This is a genomic window from Aneurinibacillus sp. XH2, from assembly GCF_001439585.2.
GTDB classification, from domain to species: Bacteria; Bacillota; Bacilli; order Aneurinibacillales; family Aneurinibacillaceae; genus Aneurinibacillus; species Aneurinibacillus thermoaerophilus.
In genome coordinates this window covers 2,480,049-2,499,603 of record NZ_CP014140.1, presented here as the reverse complement: position 1 = coordinate 2,499,603, position 19,555 = coordinate 2,480,049, and the positions used below count along the sequence as shown (strand labels likewise).

The following is a 19,555-nucleotide window of genomic DNA, read 5'->3' as shown; positions in this document are numbered from 1 at the left end:
GGACATGTTATGACGTTGTAAAACGTTATCGTGGCGCTTGGCAGCACCTGAAGCGACCTGAAACAAAGCGAATAAACGGAGGGATAAGATGGAATTTATCGTGCGCGGTGTGACCATTGTAAATCCGGAACGCTGTTTTACGGCTGATGTCTGGGTGAAAGGAGAAAAAATTTATTATATTCACGAACATATTGCTCCGAAACCGCCGATAAAAGAGATAGATGGAAGTGAACAATATATGCTGCCTGGCTTTTTCCATTTCGGTTCTTCGCTCGGCAGCACGCGAACAACCAATGATGAATTTAAGGAAGTACAGAAGTCCTGGTTAAAAAAGGGGTTTACAATTTATGTTGATGAGCTTACGATAGTTCATGTGCCTGATTGGCGCAAATGGTTAGGATATGAGTTGGCTATGCATCATAACAGCCGCCTTGCGCATCGCGTCCGGCTTCGTGTGCCGTATCGGCACGTAAGCGAAGCGCTTATCAGAAGCGTATTGGCGCATCGTATTCCTATGCTGGAGATGATGGTGGCCCCATCCGATGAATTGACAGGGTCATTCTGGTCCATCCTCCTTGCCGGCTTTGCAAAATACCGCCTTAGCGTAAAGATTTCGTTTACCGGGGAATGGTCTCTGCGTGAGAAAAAGCGCTGGTTATGCGATAAGCTTTCTCTCCTTGTTTCCATGCTGGAAGGGCGGGGGATTCCGCTTGTGCTGGACGAAGACGAAGGGATCATTCGCTTCCTTTCCTCTGTAAAATATTTGCCCTGGGGATATGTCGCCTGGGAAATGAACAATCGTTCGTCCCTTTCGTTTCGCTGGAAACAGTTTGGCCAGGTTTCGCTGGCTTATGCCTATACGGAACAGGAGGAGAAGCGTGAACACAGGCTGCGCCGCTTGGTGGAAGCTGGAGCCCGGCTTCCCGCCAAGCTGTTTTCTGCTTATCCGGACAAAGGAGCGATCGTACCTGGCACAGAAGCTGACTTTTTTTTGCTTCCAAAAAAAAATTTGGCGAATGATGCAACATTTTGGAGCCCTACTTTCGTCTATACGAAAGGAAGAAGAAGCAAACAATTATTTTTTGCAACGGTATAGCAAACTTCAACTTTTTATCTTTAGATGTTTTTAGATAATGGAGATATCGTTTTTTACAGAGCGTAATAGTAGGGAAGCAAAGAGAAAAGAACAGATATGTAGATATGCTCCCCGGAGCTGCCGAATTTTCATGGGGTATATGGGTGGCGCCGGGGAGGATTGGGAGTCAATGAAGGGGGGAACCGATCTTGGCTAGTATTGATTCTCAGTTAACTGACTCTCAGTTGATCCGTGAGATTAAAGACGGTCGGGTAGACTATTATGCTGAACTTATCAACCGTTATGAGCGCAGAATTCTCGCTTTTATTCTTCATATGTTAAAAAGTTATAATATGGAAAATTTGGCGGAAGATTTGACGCAGGAGACATTTTATAAGGCGTTTCGCAGCCTGCAAACGTTCAGGGATGTAGAAGCATCGTTTTCCACTTGGCTGTATACGATTGCCCGTAATACCGTATTAAGCGAATTACGAAAGAGTCGGAATTCCGAGGTATATCTCGAAGATAGCAAGCAACAGCCTGCGCGTATCGCGCTCGATAAGTTGCCGGAACAGGAACTGCTTCGCACGGAACGTGTGCATCTCGTGCGCCAGGCGATTAACCGATTGCCTGAAAAACAGCGCACAGCCCTTATTCTTCGGGAATACGAACAATTGGATTATAAAGAAATCGCTATGATTCTAAATTCCACCGTAAGTTCTGTTAAGTCTCTTTTGTTTCGCGCCCGTCATAGTATTAAGCAACAGTTAGAACCATACATATTGGACACAGCGCTCGATGAAGCGGAAGGAATGAGATAGGCATGAATTGTAAAACCTTTCGACGACTGCTGCCGGACTATATGGAAGGCAAGTTATCTTCCTCGCTTGAAGAAGAAGTGGAGGAGCACCTCGAACAGTGCCCGGCTTGTCAGGAAGAGCACGCTGTTTACATAGATTCGAATCAGACGTTCCTTCATTCCCCTGTTTTGCCTGCCGCATATGAACATGTTACAGTTTCTGATAAAGTGATGGAGCGAATTCTAAAAGAAAATAAATGGGCATCTCCTGCGCCGGAACACGCCAGGCCTATTTCACCTGTGGTGCGTCGGCTGATTACCGGTTTCGCATTTGCTGCGTTGCTTGCCTGTCTGTTACCTTTGATTATGCTTGGACAGCAGTTAAATGAGGCCATGCAGGCGATGCCCATAGATACAGCGACGGACACGGTTCTATCGGCAGAGGCGTTGTCGCTTGTGCCAGATGCGGGTAAAGGAGCTGGAAAAAACGCTCAATACGGTGTGATCGCCAGCCTTGCTGATCCGATTCCATACAGTTTGTCTGCCAAAGAACGTGTGCCTCGCATTCATTATGGTTTACTTATGGCGTTATTTGGTATACTGGTTACTGTGATCAGCATGAACTGGCTTTCGCGCGTGAAGAAACATACAGGCTGACCGTTCGTTCCGGACGGTTTTTCTTTTTGATGAAGTAAGAAAGCATATGTCATCGTGCAGTGAAAAAGTACCTAATTAGCGCAAAAAGAACCGGGAGGTTTTGCATGGAGCAAAAATGGCAGAAACGGCTGAATCAGGCTCTCGCTTTGCTTGAAGCTGGAGAAATTGCAGGAGGGCTTGAGGGCCTTGAAGAGTTGAAAGAAGAATATTCTGGAAATACTGAGCTTGAGATGCAGCTTGTTACTATATATCATGAGTTAGGACATCATGAGACGGCGCTTGCGATATTAGATAAGCTGGAAGCGCAGTGCGGCGGACAGAGCGAAGAGGCGTGGCACGAAATAGCTGTGTATCGGGCATCGCTATATATTGATTTGGACAGGCTGCAGGAAGCAATGGATATATTGCTTGCTATAAAGGAAGGAGGAACGGATGATTACCGTGTATACGCTTTGCTTGGCGAAGTGTTCTTACTTGAAGGTCTTGAAGAAGTAGCGATCCGGTATTTGGAGCGGGCTGCCGAACTTGCGCCGGACAACGAGGAAGTTCAATATTTATTGGGCAAATTGTACGCCGAGCAGGGAGAAAGTGGACGGGCGATGGAGAAGTGGCAGGCGCTTAAAAGATTTGAAGATGATGCGGCCATTTTATTAGAACGAGCCCGCATGGCAGCACGACAGGGGGAGTTCGAGACAGCGCTTGCGTTATACGAAAAAGCAGCGGAAAGCGAAGAAGTGCCAGAAGCATTGTACGGAGCGGGGATGATCGCATATCAAACGGGAAACTGGCAGCGGGCAGTACGAAGTCTTGCGCGTCTGATTGAAGTCGATCCTGATTATGTGGTCGCTTACCCGTTGCTCGCGGAAGCACTATGGAAGTTAAACATGCGTGAACAGGCGCTGGTAATTTATGAACGGGCGCTTGCGCTCCATGTTGAAGAAGAAGAGTTGTTATGCGGATATTTGCGTCTCGTTGTTACGATGGAAGAATGGGCCAGGGCCGAAAATGCGCTTTCGCGCCTGTATAAATTGGATGAAGAGGCTGCGGCATATTGGTACTGGCGGGGACGTGTGGCAGAAGCAAAAGGAGATAAGGAAGAGGCGCTGCTGTCTTATGAGCGGGTACTATCGACCGAAGATGAGTTTTGGGATACGCGGCAAAGGTATGAGGATTTGCGTCAGCAGATAAACGGACAGTAAAAATGAGCGCGGTTGTCCGATGGGACACGAGGTATAGTCTGCTTTTCTTTCTGTCAATAATGACAGGTAACAGAGGATAATCGCGAAAGGTGAGATGAGGGTGAATCTGGCTGACACGCTTGTATATGCCGATATCCGGCAGCTTCATCAACTTGCTTCTATTTATAACTTGGAATGCAATCGTAATTCGAAACATGAGCTTATTCAAAGTCTCCATAACCGTTTGACTTCTGCTGCTTTTTTTCAAGATTTGCATAAAGGGCTAAACTGGGAGGAGAAGCGTTTTTTGCTCCCGATTATTTATGAGCGGAAAAAGGAATATACGCGTGAAGCGCTGCTGAGCCGGGCACGGAAAGCATATTGTGAGAAGATCGAACACAATGAACACGAGGAGCTGCTTCATAAAGCGCTGGAGCGCGGGTGGTTATTCCGCATGCAAAAGCAATTTGCCCCAACATTTACAATGCCTGAGGATTTGCGACATCGTTTTCGGGAAATTTTTGTTAAAGAAGTGCGTGCACTTGCATATGGTAATTATACGAAGCCAGATTTATACCGCGACGACACGTATGTAATGGCTCATGATTTGCAAAAGTTTTTGCTATATGTACAAACACATCGTGTACCGCTGTCCAAGGAAGGGGTAATGTATCGTAAGCAGCAACAAAAAATGATGGAACTGATGTCTGTACGCGAAAATTTGACTGATGGAAAGGAATGGCGTTTCGGATACGGAAGGAGATTCCGGGATTATCCCGACCGCCTGGCTCTGTTGTATGATTTTGCACACTATAGGCAATGGTTAAGCGAGCGGGAAGAAGAATTGGTGTTAACTGATGAAGGCATGCGGCAGGTGGCTTGTCAGGAGCAGGGAAGAGAAGAAAGAGCGGAGCGCCTTGTCGAGTTTTGGTTGTTATCTTACAAAAAAGCAATTCCTTCGATTGAAAGTTTGTGGAAGTTAGTAGCTTGCGTTTGCGAGGCGGAATGGTTGGAAGAAGAGAGCCTTATTTGTGCGTTGCGGAACTGGGTTCTTCCCTTTTATTACGATTCACAAGAAGCTGTGATCCGTCGCCGCTTGCTAGCCATGATGGTTCATCTTGGACTTTTGCGCCGGGGCATGTTTCCTGAAGGAAAGGTTGTTTATAGTCTAACAAGTTGGGGTAAATCTTTATTAGATACTAGATAAGTTATAAAATTGTAACTAATACAAGGACACATTACGCAGGTGGGAATATGATAAAGTAGGAAGGTCGTCATTCTTCTTTGTGGAACAGAGCATAGGTGACGCAAAGTTGTTTAATTCTGAATATTGTGGTTATTTTAGGCGCAAGGAGTAAGAAGGCGTTCGACACAGTGAGTAAACATCTATACATTCGGCTACACGGTGCAACATTGATTTGGAGGGAAAACCAATGGGAAAGCAAAAGCTAAACCTTGTTCATCCTTCGACGTTCAGTTTGTTGGCAGAAATGATTTTGGATGAAGCGATTCGCAAATACCGACTTGATACCTTGTATAAGCATATTGATGAGGCACTGGAAGCAGGAGATGAAGCGAAATTTAAGGAACTTAGCAGCGAGTTGAAAAAAATGTTGGATGAAGAAGTGAATGAGTAGCGTTTCTCAGGCAGTTTATGGTAAGCTAAACCCGGAATCTCCGGGTTTTTTTAGTAAAGGAAAAAGGCGAGCGACAACGCCCGCGAGTCTTTTTCATAATTTTGAAAAGAAAACGAAAGGAAAGAAGGGAAAATCATGCGGTGGAAAACGGAAGATATGGAGCAAATGATCGGAATGGAAGAATATGTGGACACGCTTGTTTACCCTGTATGCGTCTTGGGTACTTGTTGGGATATCAATTGGGTAAAGCAGCAGCTTTGGTTGGAGAGAGTATGTGGTTATGTAGAAAGACAGTTGACCGGGCGTCTTTTTTTGTTCCAGCCGTTAAGCGTTATATCTAAAAAAGAAAGTTCCGTGAAGATTGCCTGTGATTTCATCGCACAAAATATTTATGGTCTTATCGACAGATTTCCACATTGTTTAGTGGTTACAAATGATAGCGCTATGTCGACAGCATTAATGAAAAAACAGATCAATACCTATATTGTTTCTGCACCGCCAGAAGAGAAAACGGATTCAAAAACATTTTTGGAAAAAGCGCGGCACGAAAGCGATCGGCTTGTAAAACACTGTATTGCACTGTGGCTATGATGAATAGAAAGCAAATTGTGACAAATTATATAACAAGAAGAAAAGCGCAACAATCTATATTCTTTCCTCGGATGCAAATTCTTGACAGTTCATTCCCCCTTTCAGTATGATGATTATGTCCTGGTAAAGATGTGTTGTAGCATATGCAGCCATTATCATAAGGATAGGAGGTTAGAGTATGAGTGAACGAGACAACAAGGGGGTATCCAGAAGACAATTTCTCAATTATTGTCTCACTGGAGTCGGTGGGTTTTTAGCGTCTGGGATGTTAGCACCGATGATTCGATTCGCGATCGATCCCGCGCTGCAAAAAGCAGACGCGGCCGGCGGAAAAATTCCTGTAGCGAGCTTAAGCGAAATTACCGAAGAGCCGAAAAGTTTCAATTTCAAGAAGAAAATTAAAGATGTTTGGACCGGCGAGCATGAGACTCCTCTAACAGCCTGGGTGTACAAACAGGGCGATCAAGTGATTGCGCTTTCACCAATTTGTAAACATTTGGGGTGTACAGTAAGCTGGAACACGAGTCCAGAGCATAAAAACCAATTCTTCTGTCCATGTCATTTGGGACGTTATGAGAAGAACGGAAAAAACGTGCCTGGGACGCCGCCAATGAAACCGCTTGATCAGTATGAGGTCGAAGTGAAAGGCGGCAAAGTACTGCTTGGTGATGTTAAGGCAAACACGATTGCAGAGGGGGCATAATGTGACATGATTCGCAAAGTGTATGATTGGGTTGACGAGCGTCTCAATGTGACCCCGATGTGGCGTGACATTGCAGACCACGAAGTGCCTGAGCACGTAAACCCGGCCCATCATTTTTCGGCGTTTGTTTATTGTTTCGGTGGACTTACATTTTTTATCGTTGTCATTCAAATTTTGTCCGGTATGTTCCTGACCATGTATTATGTGCCCGATATTAAAAACGCATACGAATCCGTTAAGTATTTGCAGAACGAAGTAGCTTTTGGGGTCATTGTTCGCGGTATGCATCACTGGGGTGCAAGTCTTGTCATTGTTATGATGTTTCTACATACGCTGCGCGTATTTTTTCAAGGAGCATATAAACGTCCGCGTGAATTGAACTGGGTTGTAGGGATGTTAATTTTCTTCGTTATGCTGGGATTGGGTTTTACAGGGTACTTGCTTCCTTGGGATGATAAGGCGTTTTTTGCGACGAAGGTAGGTATCCAGATTGCCGAACAAGTGCCGTTAATTGGCGGATTTATCAAAATATTGCTACAAGGTGGTCCGATTGTCGGTGCCGGAACGCTCGCGCGTTTCTTTGCGATCCATGTGTTCTTCCTGCCCGGCGCTTTGCTTGCTCTTCTGGGCGCACACTTTATTATGATTCGGAGACAGGGAATTTCTGGACCGCTATAAGATGGGGTTCGATCTAAGGATAAGGGGGGTAAAAGAATGGCAAAGCATGACAAGACGATTGAGTATGTCGGTGACTCGCGCGTGCCCGCGAAACGGACGCCGAACATCGCTCCGTCTTATGCAGAATTTCCGGGCAAATCCGAAGCGTTTTGGCCCGACTTCTTATTGAAAGAATGGATGGTTGCTGCGGTTGTTCTAATCGCTTTTCTTATCCTCACCGTTAGCCATCCGGCGCCGCTTGAAGACAAAGCAGACCCGAACAATGCAAGCTACATTCCGCTTCCGGACTGGTACTTTCTGTTTTTGTATCAGCTGCTGAAATATCCATGGCAATCTGGGAACTGGGTCGTATTTGGGGTTGTGGTTATCCCGGGCATCGCGTTTAGCGCGCTGCTTCTGGCTCCATGGCTTGATACATCGCCGGAGCGTAAGCCGTCCAAGCGTCCGGTGGCGACAGGTCTTATGTTGCTTGCATTGGTGAGCATCTTCTATCTAACCTGGGCTGCGGTTGATGAGCACAACCGTTTACATCCAGAACCGGCTCCGGGCGCAGGTGGAGTGGCAGCGAAACCACCTGCTGACTTTAAATCGGATCCGATTTGGACAAAACAAGCAAGCTGTCAAGGTTGCCATGGCGCGAATATGGAAGGCGGACAAGGCCCGGCGCTCTGGAATGTCGGAAGTCGCCTGGACGAAAAACAAATCCGCGATGTGATTACGCATGGACGCGGCGGCATGCCACCTGGTATGTTCCAGGGCTCTTCGGAAGAGCTTGATCAGCTTGTTAAATACCTGGCTGGCCTGAAAGGCGATGGTCAAGGCGCGGCTCCGGCACCGAACGGCGGTACGGTGGCTCCTGCTGAACCAAAGGCAGGAGGCGGCGAAAGCGCTGCGGCACCGACCGGTGGCACAGCCGAGGAAGGCAAAACGATAGCAAACCAGTGCATGGCTTGCCACGGACAGGATTTGAATGGTGGTGCTGGAGCACCGACTCTTCATGGTGTAGTTGATAAGCTAAAGCCGGAAGGTGTGGCTGAAGTGCTTAAGAACGGCCGTGGCGGTATGCCGCCGATTGGCGCATCTTGGTCTGATCAGCAAATGAGCTCGATGATTGAGTACTTAAAAACGCTAAAATAAACGAAAAGAGGCCAGATGGGAAACCGTCTGGTCTTTTTTGGCGGAGAAAATACATAATAAAGGATGAGTAGCATGACAACATTGTGGAAATGGTTTATGGCTTCTTTGCGCGCTTCTTGGTTTCTCTGGACAATGATTATCGTTAACGGTCTAGGTTCGATCTATGGTTTTATCTGGTACGCATATCAGCTGGAGTCGACTTCGCCCGCTTTTTTACGGTTGTTCGTACCGGATAGCCCGACAGCGAGCACGTTGTTCACCTTAGTGCTCATCGCTTTGCTTGCCGGACGTAGCATTCCGTCTTTGGAGGCGTTCGCGGCGGTGCTGAATTTTAAATACGGTGTCTGGGCTGTTGCTGTGATTATCGCTGGCGCCGCGCTCGGAGACGAGCTGAATTGGCAGCATTACATGCTGATGTTTTCACATGGCGGTATGGCGCTGGAATCTTTGTTGTACGCTCGTTTTTATACGCTTAAGATGGGCCATATTTTCTGGGTAGCTGCTTGGACACTGCTCAATGATTTGCTCGACTATACGCTCGATATTCATCCATGGCTGGCGGATGAATTGGAGCCGTATGATCAAATCGTAGGTTTTGCGACGTTTGGGCTAAGCCTTTTTAGCCTTTGGTTGATATACACTCTTGTTCAATATCATCGGCGGTTCGCCCGATAATAAGCATATCCTTGTCCTTTTCCCCATACATATGTAAGTAAGAAGGGGAGGACGAGTCGTGAAAAAAATTGTTTTTATCGTAATGAGTGTTGCTTTCCTTTTTATGGCCTTGTATACAGGATGGATGGTGCTGGGTAAACGTGTCTCCTCCACCCAAGTGCCCGAACAAACGCTGTCTGCATACCAGCGAATGGATCAGTTGTCGCAGGATATTTATCAGCTAACAAAAGAGGAAAAATACAGTGAAGCGAAGCAAAGCCTGACGGAGCTTGGTGTGCTGTTTGCGGAAACGAAGCCGCCGAAAGGACTTTCTCTTGAAGCGGTAAATGCGCTTTCTGATACGATACTGAAAGCGAAGCGGGCGTTTGCCGCTGTGGAACCTGAATCGGATCGTTTGCTCTGGCACGCGCTTCAAGTGCGCCTTTCGATCGACAGTTTGACGCATGAGAGGCAGCCATTATGGAAGAATTATTACAACTCGTATAAGGAACATATCAATAAAATGATACTGCTGGCAGCCGGACGGAAGGAAAGCGATTTTTCTCGGACGTTTATGCAAAATTTGCAGCTATACCAGACACTAAAGCCTGCGTTTACTGTTTCCGCCACCGCACAGCAGATAGAAATGCTGTATTCGATTTACAGTTTTTTATTGCAGGAAACAAGAAAAGCCCAATACAACTGGGACGCGATTGCAAATGCGCTCAATGAATTGAATCGAGTTGTAGACGCCATATTTGTTGGCGAAGACACTTCCGCTTTCGCATTAGGTATGCCGCCGGAATCGCCGTTCTTAATTATCGCTCTTTTTGCCTCTGTTATTTTTACTGCCTTAGGTTATGTCGGATGGAAAAAGTATAAGGCAGAGCAGAATCTGAAGAAGAAAAGAAGAAGAGAGTTGTAACTTTTCGACTTGCTACTACATCTGCCTCTTCTTCTCGCGCTTGTATTAACTTATTGCATATTATCTATCCGCCCTTCTTCGGCAAAAGCGGCATCCGCAAAACATCTGGGCCGAGACGGTTGTCGTTTTTCTTGCTTTTTCTTCCTAGCGCCTATCGTATTGGCTGTTTCTTCTCATCCAGCGTAAAACCTTCGCCAAATACTTCATGCACATCATTGATGATGATAAATGCGTGGGGATCGGTTTCATGGATGAGATTCTTAAAGCGAACGATCTCATTGCGGCTTACCACGCAGTATAACACCTCTTTATCAAGTCCGGTGTAGCCGCCCCGGCCCTTTAGCAGCGTCGCTCCACGTCCCATTTCTTGCATAATGCGTTGGGAAATATCCACTGCATGATCGGAGATAATCATAACCGCTTTGGCTGCATAAGAGCCTTCTTGTACGAAATCGATAACACGCGCCGCCACAAACAATGCAACCAGCGTATACATCGCCAAATCAAGATTGAGATAATACAGAGACAGGCCGATAACGAACAAATCAAAGATGAACAGCGTACGGCCAATGCTCCAGCCGAAATGTTTATTGAACAGCCGGGCTATAATATCGACGCCACCGGTTGTGCCGCCGAAACGGAATACGATGCCAAGCCCAAGTCCGACCGTCACGCCCGCGTACAGCGCGGCAAGAAGCGTATCATTTTCCATCGGATGGCGAAATGCTGAAAACAGTGTGAGGAAAAAAGACACGGCTACTGTACCGATGATCGTATATATGGCCGACTGTCGTCCGAGCATTTTCCATCCGATAAAAAGCAGGGGTATATTCAATACAAGATTGGTGATGCCTGGATCCAAGTTTAACGTGTATTTAAGAAGCAGGGTAATCCCGGTAATCCCGCCTTCCGCCAGCCGGTTGGCGATGTTAAAGTAGTTAATGCCAAATCCCATGATAGCGGAGCCGACCAAAATAGCGAAGATATTGCGTAGATGATGGTTCATGTATGCCCTCCTGCGATAATGCTAGATCATGGTTATTATATCGAGAAATTTGTCAATCTTCCACCTCTGCGGTAACATAAGAATACATACAAATACCATAAACGTAAAAAGGAGGGGCGTGCATGGAAAACGGGAAGCAATTGCTTACGCTTGCGGAGATGCAACGCATTGTCGATGATTATATTAGCCAGTTTAAAGAAGGCTACTTTTCACCGTTGGCGCTCATGGCGCGGTTGACGGAAGAAGCCGGTGAACTTGCGCGCGAAGTGAACCATTATTATGGTGAGAAGCCGAAACGGAAAGATGAGGCGGAAAATACGATTGATATGGAACTGGCGGATTGTCTGTTTATTATTCTTTGTTTCGCTAATTCATTGAACATTGATCTTGAAAAAGCGTTCCATGATATGATGCACAAATTTAATACGCGGGACAAAGACCGTTGGACAAAAATTGACACCGAGTAAATGGATAATACATATACTGTCATACCATAGGCCAAACAGGGGTGGTGCCGATGGATACAGAAGAAAACATCCACCCGCAATCAGCAGCTGACGCTAGCAGTGCGAACGATTGAGAAGGCCATGGCGCTTGCTCCCCTTTATACGGAGGCCCATTATGTGGCCGGAGAAATTTATTTTTAACGCGGGCAATATATTCTTGCCCATAAGTCAGCCCGCCAGGCGGCAAGGTTGGCTCCGAATTCGCAGAGGGCGAAAACTGCTTGCGCGTCGCCGGAAACAAGCGATGCAGGAGAAAAAAGAGAAGAGGGAGAATGGGAAATGAAGCAAATTCGTGTAGCGGTAGCCGGCCCGCGTGGCCGGATGGGCCAAGAATCGGTAAAGATGATTATAAAAGATGAGACGCTGCGGTTTGTCTGCGGCATTGACCCGAAATATAATGGAGAAGATGTTGGCGAGGTGCTCGGTCTTGGAAGCCTTCAAGCTCCGTTTGTTTCCGATATCAGACGGGCGTTAGAGGTATATCGTCCGGATGTGTTGGTCGATTTTACCACACCCCACGTCGTAAAGCAAAATATGATCGCAGCTATCGAGGCGGGCGTACGCCCGGTCGTGGGCACAACGGGCTTTACGCCGGAAGATATTGAAGAGCTGGACAAGCTGTGCCGCGAGCATCAGATCGGTGGCATTATCGCTCCGAATTTCGCCATTGGCGCTGTACTCATGATGAAATTTGCTCAAGAGGCTGCCAAGTATATGCCGCATGTAGAAATCATTGAGTTACATCATGACAAGAAACTGGACGCACCTTCTGGAACAGCGGTAAAAACAGCGGAGATGATCCAGGCGGCGCGCGACGAAATAAAGCAAGGACATCCAGAAGAAAAGGAAACGCTTGAGGGCGCGCGCGGCGGTTATTATGGCGGATTTCGCATCCACAGCGTACGCCTGCCCGGTCTTGTGGCGCACCAGGAGGTTATTTTTGGCGCGGTGGGGCAAACGCTGACGATTCGGCACGATTCCATCAACCGCGAGTCATTTATGCCAGGCGTCAATCTAGCGATCAAAAAAGTCATGGAGCACACAGGCCTTATTTACGGTTTGGAAAACATTATGGTATAAGAGGAGAACAAGGATGAACATTGCGTTAATAGCCCATGACAATAAGAAAAGTGAAATGGTCAACTTTGCGATTGCCTATCGCGACACGCTGACCAAGCATACCGTTTATGCGACCGGCACAACCGGAACAAAGATCATGGAGGCGACAGGAATTCCGGTTCAGCGGGTGCTTTCGGGTCCGATGGGCGGTGATCAACAAATCGGGGCGCTGATTGCGCAAGATGAAATGGACCTTGTTATTTTTTTACGGGATCCGCTAACCGCGCAGCCACATGAGCCGGATGTTACAGCTTTGTTGCGGCTGTGTGATGTGCACAGTATTCCGCTGGCCACGAATATCGCAACCGCGGAAATGCTGATTCATGCTTTGGAACGGGGGAACTTTGCATGGCGCGAGATCGTGCACAAATACAAAGGAGAGGATCAGAAATGAGCGGACGGTTTCCGGCGCCGCTGCACGCGCTGGCATTTGGCGCCCATCCGGACGATGTGGAGATCGGGGCTGGTGGCCTGTTGCGCAAGTGGGCGAACCAGGGGAAGCGGACAGGCATTTGCGATCTGACAAAAGCAGAGCTTTCTTCTAACGGGACGGTGGAGCGCCGCCAGCAGGAGGCGGCAGAAGCGTCTCGCTTGCTCGGTCTGCATGTCCGATTGAATTTGGAATTGCCGGATCGTGGACTTGCCCCGGTTCCGGAGCAAATCCAGGCTATTACCCGCATCATTCGATTGTACCGGCCGCGTGTTGTTTTGATGCCGTATTGGGAGGATCGCCATCCCGATCATGGCATGTGCAGCGTTCTTGTGCGGGAAGCGGTGTTTAACGCGCGAATTCGCAAGTATAATGCTGGCGGGGAAGAAACGTTCCCTCCGCACAAAGTGGAGCATGTAATCGCTTATTTTATTAATGGACAGACTGATCCGCAATTTTTGGTAGATATTAGCAAAGAAATGGAAGCGAAAATGGCGGCACTTGGCGCGTATCGCTCACAGTTTGAAATGGAGCCCGGATCCGTGGCTACGCCGCTTACGGAAGGGTATCTTGAGAGAGTGCGCGCCCGGGAGTATATTTTTGGGCAATCAGCTGGCGTCGTTTATGCGGAAGGATTCGTTAGCTATACCCCGTTGCTGTTGAAAGACTTCCTATGAGAGGGAGCGAGCGATGAAAATTGGAATTACATGTTATCCGTCTGTTGGCGGTTCCGGCGTTGTGGCGACGGAGCTGGGGAAATTACTGGCCGAGCGTGGGCATACGGTGCATTTCATCACGTCGGGCATGCCGTTTCGGCTTGGCAAGTACTATCGCAACATTTATTTTCACGAAGTAGATGTAAATAGCTATTCCGTGTTCCAATATCCACCGTACGACTTAACGCTGGCCAGTCGAATGGCGCAGGTCGCCAAAACGGAGAAGCTGGATCTGCTGCATGTCCACTACGCAGTGCCGCACGCGATTTCTGCGTATTTGGCGAAACAAATGGTAGGTGATCACCTGAAAGTGGTGACGACTTTGCATGGAACCGACATTACCGTATTAGGCTATGATCATACGCTAAAGGATATGATCCGGTTTGGCATTGAGCACAGCGATGCTGTAACGGCCGTATCACAAAGCTTAATCAATCAAACACGGGAAGTTCTTCAGGTTAAAACACCGATTGAGCTTATTTATAACTTTATTGATAAGCGCGAGTACTATCCGCGTGATATGTGCGACATACGTGAGGAGTATGCGCCGAACGGTGAGAAAGTCTTTATTCATATTTCCAATTTTCGCGCCGTAAAGCGGACGGACGATGTGGTGCGCATTTTCCATCATATTAAAAAGCGTCTCACCGCTAAACTGCTTATGATTGGCGAAGGGCCAGAGCTACCGGTCGTGCGGGATCTAGCGTCGGAACTGAATCTGCGCGAGGACGTAATTTTTCTCGGCAAACAGGAAGATATCGCATGTGTGTTGTCTATAGCGGATGTGCTCCTGCTTCCATCGGCCCAGGAAAGTTTCGGCTTGGTGGCTCTTGAGGCGATGGCATGCGGGAAACCCGTTATCGCAAGCAATGCCGGCGGGCTTCCGGAAGTGATCAAAGATGGGGAAACCGGATTTATTCGGCCGATTGGCGACGTGGAAGGCATGGCGCAAAAAGCGGTAGAACTCGTGTCTGACCCGGCGATGTATGAGCGCTTTTCACGTCAGGCGATCGAACGGGCGTACCATACGTTCTGCCATAAAAAAATCACCCGTCAGTATGAAGCCATTTACCGGCGCGTGCTAACCGGCGAAACGGAGCCGTGTCCGAAGTTATGAAAACGGACGTAATCGAAGCCGGAAAGCAAGTGCTCAAGAAGCTGGAGGAAGCTGGATACAGCGCTTATTTTGTCGGCGGATATGTACGCGATACGTTGCTTGGCCGACCTGTGCATGATCTTGACATTGCCACGTCAGCCAGACCCGAAGAGGTAATGGTGTTGTTTTCGCGCACCGTGCCTACCGGTCTTCAGCACGGGACGGTCACTGTGCTTGAAGGAGGAGTACCGCTCGAAGTAACGACATTTCGGACAGAGAGCGGGTATAAGGATCACCGTCGTCCGGACGAAGTACGGTTTGTTGCAACAATTGAGGAAGACCTTGCGCGCCGGGATTTTACGGTTAACGCGATGGCGCTTGATTTGCGCGGGCGCGTGGTTGATCCCTTTGGCGGTCAAAAAGATTTGCAAAACCGGATCATTCGTGCAGTTGGCGCACCGCAGGAACGGTTTGCCGAGGATGCGCTGCGCATGTTGCGCTGCATCCGTTTCGCCAGTCAGCTTGGGTTTGCCATTGACCGCACTACATATGAAGCAGTCCGGGAACTTGTGGAAGATATTCGCTATGTAGCCGTGGAACGTATCAATGCGGAATGGAACAAAGCGCTCGCCAGCCGTTATCCGGATCGGGCTGTAATGGATGTGTTGGAAACAGGGCTTGCCCGGGTTATGCCGGGGCTTAACGTATTGCTTTCCGGCAAGCAGGAGTGGAGCGAGACAGAGCGGGAACGACTTCGTGAAGTCAATGGTCTTGCCGCCCGCTGGTCGTATTTATTTTTAGTCTGCGGCCGGGAAGCGGACGTGGAGTCCGTGCTGCGCGCGCTGCGCAGCGAGAAAAAACTTATTAAATCGTGCCGGCAAATGATTGACTTGGTAGAGATGCTGCGGTTGCCGGAAGCGGAAGAAAGAAGCGAGAGATGGCTGCTTGAATACGGATGGGATGCGTTGAGCAACGCCGCTTCCTTATACGAAATCATATATCAGGCTGCAGGCGTCACGGCGCGCCTTGCGCGTACGTACGATGCTATGCAGGTGAAAACGCTCCAGGAGTTAGCTGTAAGTGGGGCGGAGCTACAGCAGGTGCTGGGCCGCAAGGGTGGACCGTGGATTCGCGCTATGTTACTGAGGCTTTCGCTTGATGTAAACAAAGGAGAGGTGCCTAATGAGCGGCACGCCTTATTATTGCAGACAAGGAAGGTAATCGATGAATATACGTGAGAATTTGTTGCAAATGTTTAAGCAGGCTGGCGGCGAATTTATCTCAGGCGAAGAAATTAGCCGCCGCTTAGGTGTTTCCCGGACGGCGATCTGGAAGCATATTGAAGAGTTCCGGGAAGAAGGGTATGTGTTTGAAGCGGTACGCCGCTCCGGTTATCGGCTCGTTTTTGCGCCGGACGTTATGATTGCTGAGGAAATTAAAGTGGGTCTTTCCACACGGGTGCTGGGCCAGAAGATTTATTATTATCCGTCGATTGATTCTACTCAGAACAAGTGCCAGGAACTGGCGAAAGAGGGTGCGCCGGAAGGTACGCTTGTGGTTGCTGATCAACAGACAGAAGGAAAAGGGAGACTTGGCCGTGTATGGCACTCTCCACCGGGCGCGAACATCTCCATGAGCCTTCTCTTGCGCCCGGCGCTTGAGTTACAAAAGTGCCCACAACTGACGCTTTTGACAGCGGTCGCTGTGGTGGAAACGCTGCATGAGTTTTGCGGCATTAGCGCCCAGATTAAATGGCCGAACGATATTTTGATTAACGGCAAGAAAGTGTGTGGCATTTTGACGGAATTGAATGCAGAATCCGACCGTATTCATTCTCTTATTGTTGGGATCGGACTGAATGTTAATACGCTGCCGGAACACTTTCCGGAAGACGTGCATGGGATTGCGACTTCGCTTCGCATCGAAAAGGGCGAACCGCTGCGGCGCGTGCCGTTGCTCCAGCAGATTTTGACACGGCTTGAAGAATTGTATGATCTATATCTTGCCAAAGGATTCGCTCCGGTGAAGAAACGTTGGGAAACGTATGCTGTTACGATCGGCAAAAAAGTGACGATTCGTACGCTGCAGGGATCGCTTTCGGGGTACGCTGAAGGCATTGACGAATCAGGTGTGCTGCTGGTGCGCCGGGAAGATGGTTCGGTAACGAAAGTGTATTCGGCCGATGTCGAAATCCATGGTTAAAAATTAGCAAATTTCAACATAAAGAAACAAAAAAGATTGATAAACCATCATTTTTAAGCTTATAATGAGGATGTCAGGGCCGTATCCACGCGGAATGGCACCAGGATGTGTTTTGTTGTTGTCAGTGAAAAAATATTTGAATCTGCTCTGAGCCGATGAGGACCGAGACAGAGGAAACAAGATGCGACCATATCCATAGAAAATGGTTTCAGTACGCCTTCTCCTCTGTTTGAAGGCGTTTTTCTGTGCCTTCAAGCGCCTTTTTTGCCTTAATCGCTCAAAGCGCAAGGAGGAATGAAAATGGGGGGCAATTCACCGATCACGACTCTCTCTTTAAAAGAAATGAAACGGAATGGACAACGCATCGTCATGCTGACCGCGTACGATTATCCGTCGGCTAAATTGGCGGACGAAGCAGGAGTCGATATGATTCTTGTCGGCGATTCGCTTGGCATGGTAGTGTTGGGGTATGATTCAACGCTACCGGTCACGCTCGACGATATGATCCATCATACGAAAGCGGTTACGCGTGGGGTAAAGCGTGCGTTTGTGGTGACGGACATGCCGTTTTTAACGTATCACGGCACGATCGAAGAAGCGCTGCGCAACGCCGGACGCATCATGCAGGAAGGGCTCGCTAAAGCCATAAAGATCGAAGGCGGAGCGGAGCTTGCACCGTTGATTCGCCGCTGCACGCAGGCTGGCATTCCGGTGGTGGGGCATATCGGACTAACTCCGCAGTCTGTACATCAACTTGGAGGATACAAAGTGCAAGGCAAAACGCCGGAAGCGGCTCAAAAGCTAATGGATGATGCGCTGGCGCTTGAGGAAGCGGGAGTATTTGCGCTTGTTATGGAATGCGTGCCAAAGCAACTTGCGGAGTTTATCTCACGTAAGCTTTCGATTCCGACGATTGGCATTGGTGCTGGAGCCGGCTGTGATGGTCAGGTACTGGTGTATCATGATATATTATCGTACGGCAGCGACCGCGTGCCAAAATTTGTGAAGAAGTACGCGGACGCGGGCTCACTCATCAAACAGGCGATTTCTAGATATGCGGAAGAAGTGCGCAGCGGAGCGTTCCCGGAAGATACGCATACGTTTGCAATAAGCGAAGAAGCACTTGAACAATTGTATGGAGGGGTGAAAGCATGAGAGTGGTCTCCTCCATTCGAGAGTTGCGGGCCATGCTGAAGGAAATGCGCCCAAAGACGATAGGTTTTGTGCCGACAATGGGCTATTTGCACGAAGGGCATTTGAGCCTTGTTGAGAAAGCGAAGGAAATGTCCGATGTGGTCGTTATGAGTATCTTTGTCAATCCGCTGCAATTTGGTCCGAATGAAGATCTAGAGAAATATCCGCGCGATATCGAGCGGGATTGTCGTCTCGCGGAAGCGCAAGGAGTGGACATCCTGTTCTTCCCACCGGTTGAAGAAATGTACCCGCCAGGAAGTAAAACAATCGTTTCTGTTAAAGAGATTACTGAATGTATGTGCGGCGCGTCGCGTCCAGGACATTTCGACGGCGTGGCAACTGTTGTGACCAAGCTGTTTAACATTGTGCAGCCAGATTACGCGTTTTTCGGTATGAAGGATGCACAACAGGTGGCAGTGATTACACAGATGGTTCGTGATTTAAACATTCCTGTTGAGATCGTGCCATGCCCGATTGTACGTGAAGCGGACGGGCTTGCGCTCAGTTCGCGCAATGTATATTTGTCCCCGGAAGAAAGGAAGCAAGCGCTTGTTTTGTCACGTTCGCTGAAACGGGCACAGGAAATGGTAGAATGCGGGGAACGTGACGCGACAGTGCTGCGTACAGCCATTGAATCCGTCATTCAAGAGAGCCCGCTGGCGGACATCGATTATATCGAAATCCGGAGTTATCCGGAGCTTGTGCCGCTTGAGGAACTGCGCGGCGACTGTCTTATTGCGCTTGCGGTGCGCTTCGGTCGCACGCGTCTTATTGACAATATTATGCTTGTGGCGAGTCAGGAGGATATTGCATGTTCCGTACGATGATGAAATCAAAAATCCACCGGGCGACGGTGACGGAAGCGAACTTGAATTATGTTGGCAGCGTCACGATTGATCGGGACATTATGGACGCCGTGGACATTTTGCCAAACGAGAAAGTACAGATTGTCAACAACAATAACGGCGCTCGTCTGGAAACATACGTAATTGAAGGGGAGCGCGGCAGCGGCGTAATCTGTTTGAATGGTGCAGCAGCCCGTCTCGTTCAGCCGGGCGATATCGTGATTATTATTTCCTATGCGATGATGACGAATGAGGAAGCGAAAACGTACAAGCCGAAAGTGGCCATTATGGATGAAAATAATCGGATTGAGCAGATGCTTGGTGAAGAGATTCATGCGACCGTGCTATAAGTAATGTGAATAGGGAATGGAATAAAACCGGCTTATCAGCCGCAGTCTTGGCAGGTT

24 protein-coding genes and 1 pseudogene are annotated in these 19,555 nt (G+C 48.4%); 24 read left to right on the top strand and 1 reads right to left on the bottom strand.

Annotated elements, in window-relative coordinates:
- Positions 1–88 precede the first annotated feature (88 nt).
- The 13 genes and pseudogenes from ACH33_RS12290 (at position 89) to ACH33_RS12235 (ending at position 10,034) form a co-directional block, all read left to right on the top strand.
- Positions 89–1,096 (top strand): amidohydrolase family protein, encoded by a 1,008-nt coding sequence (locus ACH33_RS12290; RefSeq protein WP_057899286.1) that lies wholly within the window; start codon positions 89–91, stop codon positions 1,094–1,096.
- A 188-nt stretch (positions 1,097–1,284) separates the two neighbouring features.
- Positions 1,285–1,896 (top strand): RNA polymerase sigma factor, encoded by a 612-nt coding sequence (locus tag ACH33_RS12285; RefSeq protein ID WP_236781879.1) that lies wholly within the window; start codon positions 1,285–1,287, stop codon positions 1,894–1,896.
- A gap of 2 nt (positions 1,897–1,898) precedes the next feature.
- Positions 1,899–2,531 carry a zf-HC2 domain-containing protein gene (locus tag ACH33_RS12280; protein WP_057899285.1) on the top strand — a complete coding sequence of 211 codons (633 nt, stop codon included), beginning with the start codon at positions 1,899–1,901 and terminating at the stop codon, positions 2,529–2,531.
- Between the two features lie 104 nt (positions 2,532–2,635).
- Positions 2,636–3,730 carry a tetratricopeptide repeat protein gene (locus tag ACH33_RS12275; RefSeq protein ID WP_057899284.1) on the top strand — a complete coding sequence of 365 codons (1,095 nt, stop codon included), beginning with the start codon at positions 2,636–2,638 and terminating at the stop codon, positions 3,728–3,730.
- A gap of 100 nt (positions 3,731–3,830) precedes the next feature.
- Positions 3,831–4,916, top strand: a complete 1,086-nt coding sequence (locus ACH33_RS12270) for a hypothetical protein (RefSeq protein ID WP_057899283.1) — start codon at positions 3,831–3,833, stop codon at positions 4,914–4,916.
- Positions 4,917–5,142: 226 nt separating this feature from the next.
- Complete coding sequence (locus ACH33_RS12265) at positions 5,143–5,346, top strand: IDEAL domain-containing protein (protein ID WP_057899282.1); 204 nt, start codon at positions 5,143–5,145, stop codon at positions 5,344–5,346.
- Positions 5,347–5,502: 156 nt separating this feature from the next.
- On the top strand, positions 5,503–5,937 hold the full coding sequence (locus ACH33_RS12260) for a DUF2487 family protein (RefSeq protein ID WP_162265037.1): 435 nt from the start codon (positions 5,503–5,505) through the stop codon (positions 5,935–5,937).
- Positions 5,938–6,115: 178 nt separating this feature from the next.
- Positions 6,116–6,640 carry a ubiquinol-cytochrome c reductase iron-sulfur subunit gene (locus ACH33_RS12255; protein ID WP_057899280.1) on the top strand — a complete coding sequence of 175 codons (525 nt, stop codon included), beginning with the start codon at positions 6,116–6,118 and terminating at the stop codon, positions 6,638–6,640.
- A gap of 6 nt (positions 6,641–6,646) precedes the next feature.
- A complete protein-coding gene (gene qcrB / locus ACH33_RS12250; RefSeq protein WP_057899279.1) occupies positions 6,647–7,318 on the top strand; it encodes a menaquinol-cytochrome c reductase cytochrome b subunit in 672 nt (223 codons plus the stop codon).
- A 36-nt stretch (positions 7,319–7,354) separates the two neighbouring features.
- Positions 7,355–8,125, top strand: a pseudogene (locus ACH33_RS12245) (c-type cytochrome); the annotation flags it as partial.
- A 42-nt stretch (positions 8,126–8,167) separates the two neighbouring features.
- Positions 8,168–8,455 (top strand): c-type cytochrome, encoded by a 288-nt coding sequence (locus tag ACH33_RS20140; RefSeq protein ID WP_257721609.1) that lies wholly within the window; start codon positions 8,168–8,170, stop codon positions 8,453–8,455.
- A 72-nt stretch (positions 8,456–8,527) separates the two neighbouring features.
- Positions 8,528–9,130 (top strand): DUF1405 domain-containing protein, encoded by a 603-nt coding sequence (locus ACH33_RS12240; RefSeq protein WP_057899278.1) that lies wholly within the window; start codon positions 8,528–8,530, stop codon positions 9,128–9,130.
- Positions 9,131–9,188: 58 nt separating this feature from the next.
- Complete coding sequence (locus tag ACH33_RS12235) at positions 9,189–10,034, top strand: sporulation protein YpjB (protein WP_057899277.1); 846 nt, start codon at positions 9,189–9,191, stop codon at positions 10,032–10,034.
- 151 nt (positions 10,035–10,185) lie between these two features.
- Here the strand turns inward: ACH33_RS12235 and ACH33_RS12230 are convergent, their stop codons facing one another.
- Positions 10,186–11,040, bottom strand: a complete 855-nt coding sequence (locus ACH33_RS12230; RefSeq protein WP_057899276.1) for a YitT family protein — start codon at positions 11,038–11,040, stop codon at positions 10,186–10,188.
- Between the two features lie 122 nt (positions 11,041–11,162).
- Here ACH33_RS12230 and ACH33_RS12225 point away from each other — a divergent pair, with 122 nt between their 5' ends.
- The 11 genes from ACH33_RS12225 to panD all read left to right on the top strand — a co-directional run bounded on the left by ACH33_RS12225 (position 11,163) and on the right by panD (position 19,498).
- Complete coding sequence (locus ACH33_RS12225; protein WP_057899275.1) at positions 11,163–11,507, top strand: nucleotide pyrophosphohydrolase; 345 nt, start codon at positions 11,163–11,165, stop codon at positions 11,505–11,507.
- Between the two features lie 154 nt (positions 11,508–11,661).
- Entirely contained in the window at positions 11,662–11,829 is a 168-nt protein-coding gene (locus ACH33_RS19415; protein WP_156424074.1) for a hypothetical protein, read from the top strand.
- A complete protein-coding gene (gene dapB, locus ACH33_RS12220) occupies positions 11,826–12,626 on the top strand; it encodes a 4-hydroxy-tetrahydrodipicolinate reductase (RefSeq protein ID WP_057899274.1) in 801 nt (266 codons plus the stop codon). Before ACH33_RS19415 ends, dapB begins: the two co-directional genes overlap by 4 nt.
- A 13-nt stretch (positions 12,627–12,639) precedes the next feature.
- On the top strand, positions 12,640–13,059 hold the full coding sequence (locus ACH33_RS12215; protein WP_057899273.1) for a methylglyoxal synthase: 420 nt from the start codon (positions 12,640–12,642) through the stop codon (positions 13,057–13,059).
- On the top strand, positions 13,056–13,772 hold the full coding sequence (gene bshB1, locus ACH33_RS12210; RefSeq protein ID WP_057899272.1) for a bacillithiol biosynthesis deacetylase BshB1: 717 nt from the start codon (positions 13,056–13,058) through the stop codon (positions 13,770–13,772). The genes ACH33_RS12215 and bshB1 overlap by 4 nt, the downstream gene beginning before the upstream one ends.
- A gap of 13 nt (positions 13,773–13,785) precedes the next feature.
- Entirely contained in the window at positions 13,786–14,928 is a 1,143-nt protein-coding gene (gene bshA / locus ACH33_RS12205) for an N-acetyl-alpha-D-glucosaminyl L-malate synthase BshA (protein WP_057899271.1), read from the top strand.
- On the top strand, positions 14,925–16,145 hold the full coding sequence (locus ACH33_RS12200; protein WP_057899270.1) for a CCA tRNA nucleotidyltransferase: 1,221 nt from the start codon (positions 14,925–14,927) through the stop codon (positions 16,143–16,145). The genes bshA and ACH33_RS12200 overlap by 4 nt, the downstream gene beginning before the upstream one ends.
- Positions 16,132–17,109, top strand: coding sequence for a biotin--[acetyl-CoA-carboxylase] ligase (locus ACH33_RS12195; protein ID WP_057899269.1), 978 nt, complete (start codon positions 16,132–16,134; stop codon positions 17,107–17,109). The genes ACH33_RS12200 and ACH33_RS12195 overlap by 14 nt, the downstream gene beginning before the upstream one ends.
- Before the next feature lie 300 nt (positions 17,110–17,409).
- A complete protein-coding gene (gene panB / locus ACH33_RS12190) occupies positions 17,410–18,264 on the top strand; it encodes a 3-methyl-2-oxobutanoate hydroxymethyltransferase (RefSeq protein ID WP_057899268.1) in 855 nt (284 codons plus the stop codon).
- On the top strand, positions 18,261–19,130 hold the full coding sequence (gene panC / locus ACH33_RS12185; RefSeq protein WP_057899267.1) for a pantoate--beta-alanine ligase: 870 nt from the start codon (positions 18,261–18,263) through the stop codon (positions 19,128–19,130). The genes panB and panC overlap by 4 nt, the downstream gene beginning before the upstream one ends.
- On the top strand, positions 19,115–19,498 hold the full coding sequence (gene panD, locus ACH33_RS12180; protein ID WP_057899266.1) for an aspartate 1-decarboxylase: 384 nt from the start codon (positions 19,115–19,117) through the stop codon (positions 19,496–19,498). The genes panC and panD overlap by 16 nt, the downstream gene beginning before the upstream one ends.
- The last annotated feature ends 57 nt before the right edge of the window (positions 19,499–19,555 follow it).